We start from the raw sequence: 11854 nt of genomic DNA, 5'->3' as shown, positions 1-11854 counted from the left end.
CTGACCAAACAGGGTCACGCGGCGACCACCTCGTTACACCACGCGTTTGGGCTTGACCGAGCGGTCCTCGCAGCTCGCCCGGGTGTTGATCGAGCGTGGCATCGGCGCCGAAGACCTCGTCGCCGTCGCGATCCAACGATCCATCGAATCCGTCCTTGCCGTATGGGCGGTAGCCAAAACGGGCGCGGCCTTCGTCCCGATCGACCCCGAATATCCCGCGGACCGAGTCGCCTTCATCGTGGCAGATTCTGGCGTCGCTCTAGGCCTGACACTTGCCGGCAGACGGGAAGCACTACCCGCGAATGTCGAATGGCTTGTACTCGACTCCCCTGCCGTGCAGAACATGGTCGACGCACAGCCCAGCGACTCCGTTTCCTATCAAGAGCGCGTCCGTCCACTTCTTCTCGGCCATCCGGCCTATGTCATCTACACCTCGGGATCGACCGGACGCCCCAAAGGCGTCATCGTCACCCACGCCGGACTGGCGAACTTCGCCGCCGAACAACGCGAGCGTTATTCGATCACGACAGAGTCCCGGACCCTGCACTTCGCCTCCCCCAGCTTCGACGCCTCCGTCCTGGAACTGCTGCTCGCAACGTGCGCGGGCGCCACCATGGTCATCGCCCCCATCGACGTCTACGGCGGTGCCGAACTCGCCCAACTACTCCGCACCGAACACGTCACCCACGCCTTCATCACCCCCGCCGCACTCGCTTCCGTCGACCCCAGAGGACTCGACGAACTCCGCGTCGTCGTCGGCGGTGAAGCCTGCGCACCCCAACTCGTCGATCGTTGGTCGGCCGGCCGCGGTTTCTACAACGGTTACGGACCCACCGAAACCACGATCATGACCAACATCAGCGATCCGCTCGAGCCGGGTCAGCCGATCGTCATCGGCGCCGCCATCCGCGGCATGTCCGCCTACGTCCTCGACAGCCGACTCAAACAAGTACCCACCGGCGTCACCGGCGAGCTCTACCTCGCCGGCCCCGGCCTGGCCCGCGGCTACAACCAACGACCCGGCCTCACCGGCGAACGATTCGTCCCCAACCCCATGGGCGAACCCGGCGACCGGATGTACCGCTCCGGCGACCTCGCACGGTGGCGACCCGACAACACCGTCGAATACGTCGGCCGCGCCGACTTCCAAGTCAAACTCCGCGGCTACCGCATCGAACTCGGCGAAATCGACGCCGCCCTCGCTGCCCACCCCGACGTCGACTTCGCCGTCACCCTCGCCCGCGAAATCAGCACCGGCACACAAGCACTCGTCGGCTACGTCGTCCCAGCCGCCGGACGCACCATCGACGTCCACACCCTCACCGACTTCGTCGGCGCCAGCCTGCCCGCCTACATGGTCCCGACCACCATCATGACCCTCGACGCCATCCCCCTCACCCCGGTCGGCAAGCTCGACCGAGCAGCACTTCCCGCACCGGAACTGATTGCGCGGGAGTACGTCGAGCCCGTTACTCGTACCGAACGAGTAGTTGCCGGCGTCTTCGCTGCGGTGCTGAAAGCGGACCAGGTCGGCGCAGGAGACAACTTCTTCGACCTGGGTGGCAACTCGCTGGCAGCGACGCTGGCCGTCACGCGCATCGGTGCCGAGGTCGGTGTTCGAGTCCCTGCCCGATTGCTGTTTCAGTTCTCGACGGTCTCGGCGCTCGCTGCGCAGGTGGATGGATGTCGCGCACGCGAGCAGCCGCCACTCGTGGCCCGACCCCGCCCCGAACAGCTGCCGCTCTCCTTGCCGCAACAGCACATGTGGTTGACCAACCAGTTCGACGTATCGTCACCGAACTACAACGTGCCCTTCGCCATTCGACTCACCGGAACCTTGGATGTCGACGCGCTACGGGCTGCGATCGGCGACGTCGTCGAGCGGCACGAACCGTTGCGGACGATCTACCCCGACTCCGAAACCGGCCCCTACCAAGACGTTCTTACTGCAGCCCAAGCTGTTCCGGCACTCGAGCTGGAGCAGATCGACGAGACCGCGATCCAGCCCGCTCTGATCGCCTTGGCGTCGCAAGGTTTCGACCTTTCCCGCGAAGTGCCCATTCGCGGCCGTCTGCTGCAGATCGCCGACAACGACAGAGCCGACCAAGACGTAGTCCTGGTCCTGGTGCTGCACCACATCGCCTGTGATGGAACCTCACTCGCGCCCTTGGTGAAAGATGTCACCATCGCCTACGCAGCGCGCGCCTTCGACACCACCCCGAGTTGGCAACCGCTGCAGGTGCAGTACGCCGACTACGCCATGTGGCAACGCGAACTGCTCGGCGAGGAAACCGATCCAGCATCGCTGTCGGCCGAACAATCCCGTTACTGGGTCGGCCAACTCGCCGGAACCCCGGAAATGTTGGAACTGCCCACCGACCGACCACGACCCGTCGCAGCCAGCGGACTCGGCGACAACGTCGAATTCGACATCCCCGCAGACATTCTCGACCGACTGCACCACATCGCCCGCGACCGCAACGCCACACTGTTCATGGTCATTCACGCCGCCCTGGCGATCGTGCTTGCCCGGCTGAGCAATTCCGACGACATCTGCATCGGCACCCAGATCGCCGGACGTGGTGAAGAAGCCCTCGACGACCTCGTCGGCATGTTCGGCAACACCCTCGCACTACGCACCGACGTAGCACCCGACGACTCCTTCATCACACTGCTGGATCGAGTCAGAGCCGCGGACCTCGGAGCCTTCTCCAACGCCGACCTCCCCTTCGACCGAGTCGTAGAGCTGCTGCGCCCCAACCGATCCCTCGCCTTCTCCCCACTGTTTCAAGTGCTGCTGATGTTGCAGAACTTCACCCCGCCTACCCTGGCGCTCCCCGAACTGAGTATCGCCCCGATCGAACCCGAGGTCGTTGTCGCAAAGCTGGACTTGAGTGTCGTTGTGGCAGAACACGTACAACCAGATGGCACGATCGTCGGCGCATCGGGCACCGTCACCTACGCAACAGACCTCTTCGACCGCATGACCATCAAACGATTCACTGCACGCCTGCGCGCCGTTCTGGAAGAAGTCGCTTTCAACGAGACCGTGACTGTCGGCGACATTCGAGTCGTTCTGGAGTCCGAAGAATTTTTGATCGACTCCATCAACGGCGCTGTCTCACAAAAGCATTCGAGCACGTTGGTCGATTTGTTCACCGAGCAGGTCGATCGCACACCGGACGCGATCGCACTCGTCTCCGACGACGACCAACTCACCTACGCCCAACTCGACACCCGCACCAACGCCCTCGCCCAACACCTCATCACCGCAGGTGTCGGACCCGACACCCTCGTCGGACTCGCCATCCGCCGCGGCATCGACCTCATCACCGCCATCTACGCCGTCCTCAAAGCCGGCGGCGCCTACATCCCCATCGACCCCGACCACCCCACCGACCGCACGCACTACGTCATCGCCACCAGCGCACCTGTGCTGATCCTCACCGCAGACGACGACACCGCGCTGCCCACCGATGTCGTGCGATTGCGTATCGACACCCTCGAACTCGACGAGAGCGCACCGCGCCCCACACCACACATCCATCCCGACAACGCCGCCTACGTCATCTTCACCTCCGGCTCCACCGGACGACCCAAAGGCGTCGTCGTCACCCACCGCGCCGTGGTCAACCAAATGTGGTGGATGCGCACCCACTACGACCTCACCGCCGCCGACGCACTGCTGCACAAAACACCTGCAACCTTCGACGCCTCGGTCTGGGAAATCTACCTACCCCTGCAAATCGGCGCGCGGATGATCATCGCCCGCCCCGACGGCCACCTCGACGCCGACTACCTCCAACACCTCATCACCCACCATCAGGTCGCCATCGTCGAATTCGTCCCGTCGATGCTCGCCCTGTTCCTCGCCGACCCCGACCTCGCACTCCCCGACACCCTGCGCTACGTCTCCGTCGGCGGTGAAGAACTCACCCCCGCACTGCTGCACCGCTATCACCAGAGCAGCACTGCAATCCTCGACAACACCTACGGCCCCACCGAAGCCACCGTCACCTCCACCGTGCACCGCACCCACTCCACCGACACCGGCACCGTCCCCATCGGCGGACCCGTCCCCAACACCGCCGTCTACGTCCTCGACTCCCGCCTGCAACGCGTCCCCATCGGCGTCCCCGGCGAGCTCTACCTCGCCGGGGTCCAACTCGCCCGCGGCTACCTCAACCGCCCCGACCTCACCGCCGAACGCTTCGTCGCCGACCCCGCCGACATCGGCGCCCGCATGTACCGCACCGGCGACCTCGTCCGCATCACCGAAACACCACAGGGGACTGGAACACTCGAGTTCCTGGGCCGCACCGACTTCCAAGTCAAACTCCGCGGCCTGCGCATCGAACTCGGTGAAATCGAAACCGTTCTCACCGCCCACCCCAGCGTCGCGCGCGCCGTCGTTGCAGTGGTCGGCGATGGTGGCCCCGGCGACCAACTCGCCGCCTACGTCGTCGCCGAACACCACCACACCATCGACACCACCACCCTCACCACCCACGCCGAAACAGCCCTACCGCAATACATGGTCCCCCACCACATCGTCGAACTCGACCACCTACCACTAGGCCCCAGCGGCAAACTCGACCGAAAAGCACTACCCCACATCGACACCCACCACACCACACCCACCTACCGAGCACCCGCCACCCCCACCGAACAAGCCATCGCCGACATCTTCGGCGAACTCCTCGACGCCGAACACATCGGCGCCGACGACAACTTCTTCGAACTCGGCGGCAACTCCCTCATCGGCATGCGCGTCATCGCCCGCACCAACAACGCACTCGAGACCACGTTCGGTATTCGTGATCTGTTCGCCTATCCGACGCCCTCCGCTATGGCGGCGCACGTTGGGCAGAGAACCGGCACCACCCGACGGCCTCTCGTTCCAGCGGCTCGTCCGGCACACATTCCGCTTTCCCCACCGCAAGAACGCATTTGGTTCATCAATCAACTCGATCCGCAGTCGTCGGCGTACAACATCCCACTCGTGGTGCGGTTGACAGGCGACCTGAACGTTCGAGCCTTCGGCGCAGCCGTGCGCGATGTCATTGCTCGGCACGAGTCGCTACGAACCATGTATCCCCAGTTCGACTATCGCCCCGAGCAGGTGATCCTCGACGAAGGCGCGTGTGTGCTGGACCTCGCGCCGGAGCCAGTCGCTGCGGGAGACCTTCCGGCGCGGCTGGCGGCCATCATCGGCGCGGGCTTCGACGTCACCACCGAGGTCCCGATTCGCGGATCGTTGCTCGAACTCGGCGAATCAGATTTCGTAGTTGCCTTGGCAATTCACCACATCAGCGCCGACGGCTTCTCCATGGGTCCACTCGCTCGCGATCTGCTGGTCGCATACGGCGCGCGGGCGATCGATGCCGAACCGGCATGGGATGAGTTGCCGATTCAATACGCCGACTACGCGGTCTGGCAACAGGACGTTCTCGGTTCCGAGTCCGATCCCGATAGTGTGCTGTCGAATCAAATGGCCTACTGGCGAACACAACTCGACGCGTTGCCCGAGCAACTGGACCTGCCGAACGATCGACCGCGCCCGGATGTCGCGTCACAGCGCGGCGCCGCATTCGACTTCTCTGTTCCTGCCGAGTTGCACCGCCGCCTGAACACACTTGCACGCGAGCACAACTCGACGTTGTTCATGGTCGTTCACAGCGCGCTCGCAGTGCTGCTCGCTCGACTCACCGGCACCGCCGACATCGCGGTGGGAACGCCTGTGAGCGGACGCGGCGTCAGAGCGCTGGACGACCTCGTCGGGATGTTCGTCAACACACTTGTGCTGCGAACTGCCGTCGACGCAGGCTCGACGTTCGCAGAACTGCTGCGAGACAACAAAGAATGCGACCTCGCGGCACTCGCCAACGCTGACGTGCCGTTCGAGCGGTTGGTCGAAGCGCTGAATCCGCCGCGGTCGCAATCAAGGCATCCGCTGTTCCAAGTGATGCTCACCTTCCACAACCAAGCGCCCCCGACCTTCGACGTGGACGGGCTTGCGGTGAGCGCGATGCCCTCCTACGTCAGCACGACGACCTACGACCTACAGCTGACGGTTACCGGGACAACCGACGCCGACGGCACCGCACAAGGTATGCACTGTGCTTTTGCCTACGCCACAGATCTTTTCGACGAACGAACTGTTGCCACCTTCGCAGAACGGTTGCACCGCATTCTGTCCGCCGTCACGGCCGATCCGCAGACAACCGTCGGCGACATCGATCTGCTCGACCCGACCGAACGTCGGCAACTGTCGACCGACTGGGTCTCCTCCGGGGACGATTCCGGAGTCGACGCGACACTTGCCGAGAGGTTCGGGCGCGCAGCCGCCCAGCACTCCAACTCCGTGGCCGTTCGATTCGGCGACGATGAGCTGACCTACGCGGAATTGGATGCCCGGTCGAACCAGCTGGCTCGCATACTCATCGACCGCGGCGTGACGCCGGAGTCACTGGTAGCCATTTCACTGCCCCGCTCACTCGATCTGGTGGTCGCGCTGCTTGCCACCGTGAAAGCCGGTGGCGGCTACCTGCCGATCGATCCGACCTACCCGGCGGAACGGATAGCATTTATGCTCGCCGATGCGCTACCGGTCTGTGCCATAACGACTTCGGCCAGTGGTATCGAGATCCCGTTGGACATACAGGTACTCACCCTCGACACTCTCGACCTGACCGATGTGAAGACCGAGCCGATCACCGACGCGGACCGTTCCTCGCCGCTTCGATCCTCGAACGTCGCGTACGTCATCTATACCTCCGGATCGACCGGACGCCCGAAAGGTGTTCAGGTTCCTCATCGCAACGTCGTCACACTCTTCGCGAACACCGAAGAGTCGTACGGTTTCGACCACACCGACGTCTGGACGATGTTCCACTCCTACGCCTTCGACTTTTCGGTGTGGGAAATCTGGGGACCGTTGCTGTACGGCGGAACCCTGGTCGTCGTCGACTACGTCACTTCGAGATCGCCGGAAGAGTTTCTGGAACTGCTTCGCCGCGAACGAGTTACCGTCCTCAACCAGACGCCGTCGGCGTTCTATCAGCTCGCGGACGCCGATCGACGTGTCGACGGGGCGCCGCTGGAATTGCGATACGTCATCTTCGGTGGTGAAGCACTCGACGTTCGGCGTCTGGCGGATTGGTACAGCCGTCACCCCGACGACGCGCCACGACTGGTGAACATGTACGGCATCACCGAGACCACCGTCCATGTGTCGCTTCGCGAGTTGGATCAGCCAACCGCCGTCGCCGCAGCGCGCAGTGTTGTGGGTCGGGCGATCCCAGGGCTACGGGTGTACGTGCTGGATTCTCGCCTTCGGCCGGTGCCGGTCGGAGTTCGTGGCGAAATGTACATCGCGGGTGGACAACTCGCCCGCGGCTATCTCGGACGTCCCGACCTCACGGCAGCACGCTTCGTCGCGTCGCCACTCGGTGCCAGCGGCGAGCGTTTGTATCGGACCGGCGATCTCGGGTGTTGGAACTCCTCCGGCGAGCTCGAGTATCTAGGCCGCGCCGACGACCAGGTGAAGATCCGCGGATTCCGAATCGAGTTGGGCGAGATCGAAGCAGCGGTCTTGGCTGGTCCCTCGGTCGGTCAGGCGACGGTTGTCGTACGCACCGACAACAACGATCAGCGCCTCGTGGCATACGTGGTTCCCACACCCGACGAGTCGGTCGATCTCGACGAACTGCGCGAGACTGCAGCGCGATCGTTGCCGCCCTACATGGTCCCGTCCGCGTTCGTCGCTGTCCATTCGATTCCGTTGACCGCCAACGGCAAGCTCGACAAGGGCGCGCTGCCTGTTCCAACGTTCGAGGCTGCCAGTTTCCGCAGCGCCACAACGACTCTCGAGCAGGTTGTTGCAGACGTCTTCAGCGACGTGCTGGACGTGCCACGAGTCGGTCTCGACGACGACTTCTTCGCCCTCGGCGGAAACTCCCTGTTGGCAACACAACTCGTGACCGGCTGAAGGAGTCGAGCGGAATCGCGGTACGGGTGCAATGGCTCTTCGCCACCCCGACCGTCGAGCACCTCGCGGCGCGGATGTCGAAGGAAGCAACGGCATCACCTACAGCCGAGGACGATTCGTCCCTGCAGGTGTTGCTCCCGCTGCGGACAGCCGGACACCTCGCGCCCTTGTTCTGCGTGCACCCGATGTTCGGCCTTGCGTGGAACTACTCCGGCCTCGCGCCGCATCTCGACTCCCAGCGGCCTATCTACGGATTGCAGACTCCGGTGGCACTCGAGCAGGATGCCCGAGTCGAGTCGATCACCGCTCTTGCAGCGCGCTACGTCGAGGAGATCCGTTCGGTCCAGCCACACGGGCCGTACCATCTGCTGGGCTGGTCACTCGGCGGTGTGATCGCGCATGCGATGGCCACCCGCCTACAGGCTGACGGCGAAGACGTCCAGACGCTGGTGATGCTCGACAGCACTCGACACACCGACCCCGTCCGATTTCGGTCGGAACTCGTCGGGCTGCTCGCCGAGTTGGGCATCGACATCGGCGACGACGACAGTACGGACGAGTTGTCCATCGAGCGGGCGGCGATCCTGCTCGAATCGATCCCCAACGAGCTTGTTGCGCTTACTCCCGAGCGGGTCCAGCGTATGTATGCGGGCGCGGCCCGGTCCCTGCCGATATCGTCCGCTTTCGAGCCTGCAGTCTTCGATGGCGACCTGCTCTACTTCTCGGCAGCCGACGAGCCGGATCGGGAGTGCCGGCAGGAATGGCAACGCTACGTATCCGGGAACGTCGTCGAAATCGAACTCCCGTGTGGTCACGCAGACCTGCTTTCCACGGCGTCGGTCGCGGTCATCGGACCGATCCTGGAGAACGAAGTCGTCACTTCGAGGTAGCGCGCCTCGTGAGCGGCCGGTGCTGCCGGGTTCCACTGGCCCGGTTGAGGGTAATCCTTTCGGGTTTGCCGGTTCGAGTCGTGTCGGTCAGTCGGGCTGCAGACGAGCCAGCGCTGTAGTGAGCAGGTGGGCCCAGGATGCGTGAACCGATAGTCGGACGCGGCTTCGTCGAGCATGGCGGGCCAGGCGTGCCGCGACGGAGAACAGTTGCAGCCAGAGCAGTTGGGTTCCCACCATCGCGCCCGATGATCGGCGAAGCCGATCATTTGCATCCAGTTGGTCAGTTCCATGGCCTGTTGCACGATCGCGCACCAGATCCGGTTCCGGTCGAACCCGTGCATGGAAGGTTTGACAGCCCAGAGTCTTTCGCAGCTCGGATCCGGTCCTCGCAGCGGGCACGACGACGGTCGCGTAGTTCGAGATCGGACAGTTGTCCACGGGTGGTGTTGTTGGCGAACGCGGTGAGCCGCAGCCCGTTAGAGTCGGTGAACCGGAGATGTCCCCCGGGGTGGGGTTGTTCTCTACGCACCATGAGCCGCATCCCTCGGGCCAGCCGGTCAAGTCGAGCAATCCGGTTATCTCGGCGACCCAGGCGCCGTCGTTGATCGCACCGTCGGCGTCGTAGGCCGGTGTCCACGCTGACTCGGGAAGCAGGCCGATCGCTGCCGCGGCTGCCTCGTAAATGAAGAACCCGAGCGAGTACGACAGGCGCCGTTTGTGCAGGTAGTCGAGCAATTCGTGGGTTCCGCCCGCTGTGGCGGCGCGGATCAGTACCTTGCGTCCGACCCCCGGTAACGCGTTGAAACGGTAACTGCGCCAACGTATCCTCCACGACCTGTTTGTGGTCGGCGGCGGTGTTGGAGCCGGCGTTGCCTGAGCCCAGCATGATCGCCAAAGGTTCACCCGAGCCGACGCGGCAGTGGTCGGCGAATGCGTACAACGGGTAGAAGCCGAAGCCACGTTTGCAGTTCGGGGCTGCGTTCTCCTTGTCCGAGTGCGCGGTCACCAGAGTGGCGTCCAGATCGATCACCAAGGGCTGCGAGCAGAATCGCTGACAGTCAACGCTTTCGGAGCATCGGCGGCCAATACCGTGAGTAGCCGCCATACCATCGGGTCCGCCGTCACCGGTCCGAACACGCCCGGCTCGGCCCGCAGTACGGCGGCATCGGCCAGGCAGTCTCCACCGATCGCGACCTAGATCGCCAAGTCTACCAGCGCCTTGCCTGGATCGTGCGTCGCGAGCAGTCTGCGCCACATGGTCAGCGCCGCCGACAACGCCTGGTTAGGCCTGTCTGCCGTGTGCAAGAGCACCGCCCCGGTATGCGACACGACACCGGATCCGGTGTCGTGTCGCATCGACGGACAACGGCGGGTACCAAAATGTAGACTTTCGCACCCGAACGATGTTCCTCGATCTCGGATTGATTCAACCTTCGCAACTCGAATTGCCCCAGGCCAGGTCACCATTCTTCATTTCCGACACGAAGCGCCCGCGAAATCATCGTGAAAGCGCACGGCTGAGGTCGCCACCGGCATTTGTCGGCGGCGTCGGAGACCACTTCAAATTTGCCTGACGTTAAACAAATCTACATCAGGCCGGCAAATTGCCGGTGTAAGTCACTCACAATCTCGTAACGCTTCATCGAGGATTGGCCCGACGAGCGTAATAGCATCAGGGGTCATCATCTGGTCGTGCGGCACATCGATAAATCGATTTTCGATCGCGCCAGAAACGAATGGCCGCCACGTGTATGCTGCATCTTCAGGCTCAGGGTGGGTGCTCGCGCTCACGTAGAACATATCGCCGTCGAATTCGACCGGTTCGTAGTCGGCCATGAGCCTTGGCGTTGTGACGATAGAAGCAAAAAGTCGCTGAACGTTGTCCGTGGATAGCGATATGAGGCCGTCGCCCGAAAGAATTGCAACAATTTGCTCAGCACGTTCCAGCGACAGTTCGCGGACAATTTCCCCCGCCGGAACATCGACGCCTATGCCACGCAGCGCGGCCGTCAGCTCGGTATCGAATACCTCCATCTCGGGTTCGAGTTGCGAGTCCAACATTATGAGCTTTGAAACTTCCCGCCCCTGTTCACGCAGCATTACGGCGACCGCATGCGCAATATTGCCGCCCAGCGAATAGCCCAACAAACAGATCTGACCATCGGGCTGGATCTGCGTGATCTCGTCGACGTATCGGACAGCAAGTTCTTCGATCGAAGCAGCAGGCGGGCCAGGCTCGCTCAGAGCCGGGTTCTGCAGGCCGATCAGCGGTCGATCGGCATCGATTTCGCTCGTGAGCCCTGCGTAGAGCCACGACAAACCAATCATCGGGTGAATGGCAAACAACGGCGACCGGGTACCGGTACGGCGCAAATGAATGACGACCCCCTGTCCAGCGTCGGTCATAGGCGACGATCCCGAATCGCGGGACGCGACGATCTGAGACGCGAGTCCACTCACCGTGGCATCGCCGAAGAACCACTGCACCCGAACGTCTACGCCCGTGCTCTTACGCAACCTCGCTGCCACCTGTGTGGCGATGAGGCTGTTGCCGCCTAGCGCGAAGAAGTCGTCATCGGCGCCCACTTGCTCAAGTCCCAGGAGTTCGACAAACGCGTCGGCAACCGCTTGTCCTTCTGGAGTGCCGGGCGCGCGATACTCGCGAGTTTTGATGGTGGGGTTGGGCAGTGCCTTCCGGTCCAGCTTTCCGGAGGCGTTGAGTGGCACTGATGCGAGGACAACCCAGGCCGTCGGGATCATGTACGACGGCAACTGCCGCCCCAAGCGGACCTGCATCTCGACACTATCCAGATCGATTCCCTCGACAGGCACGACGTAGCCGACCAGTTGATCACCCGTCACAGGATCAGTTCGGACCGATACCACAGCCTGCGCGACACCGTCCAACGCCGTTAGCGCCGACTCGATTTCACCCAGTTCGATGCGCAGCCCACGGACTTTCACCTGGAAATCG

At 63.2% G+C, this 11854-nt stretch carries 2 protein-coding genes and 2 pseudogenes; 2 read left to right on the top strand and 2 right to left on the bottom strand.

Features of this window, described 5'->3' with window-relative positions; all coding sequences use genetic code 11:
• Window positions 1-52 precede the first annotated feature (52 nt).
• Together ACHIRB_RS26675 and ACHIRB_RS26670 are read left to right on the top strand one after the other, a co-directional pair.
• Window positions 53-7990: pseudogene (locus ACHIRB_RS26675) on the top strand (non-ribosomal peptide synthetase); the annotation flags it as partial.
• A 26-nt stretch (window positions 7991-8016) separates the two neighbouring features.
• Window positions 8017-8880, top strand: a complete 864-nt coding sequence (locus ACHIRB_RS26670) for an alpha/beta fold hydrolase (protein ID WP_395126231.1) — start codon at window positions 8017-8019, stop codon at window positions 8878-8880.
• A gap of 87 nt (window positions 8881-8967) precedes the next feature.
• On the opposite strand, the pseudogene ACHIRB_RS26665 reads toward ACHIRB_RS26670, so the two are convergent.
• Both ACHIRB_RS26665 and ACHIRB_RS26660 read right to left on the bottom strand, forming a co-directional pair.
• Window positions 8968-10236 (bottom strand): annotated as a pseudogene (locus ACHIRB_RS26665) (IS1380 family transposase).
• A 261-nt stretch (window positions 10237-10497) separates the two neighbouring features.
• Window positions 10498-11854: thioesterase domain-containing protein (locus ACHIRB_RS26660; RefSeq protein WP_395127800.1), on the bottom strand; the 1357-nt coding region annotated here is incomplete at its 5' end.

Source organism: Antrihabitans spumae (assembly GCF_043944905.1).
Lineage (GTDB): Bacteria > Actinomycetota > Actinomycetes > Mycobacteriales > Mycobacteriaceae > Antrihabitans > Antrihabitans spumae.
This window is presented reverse-complemented; position numbering and strand designations above follow the sequence as displayed.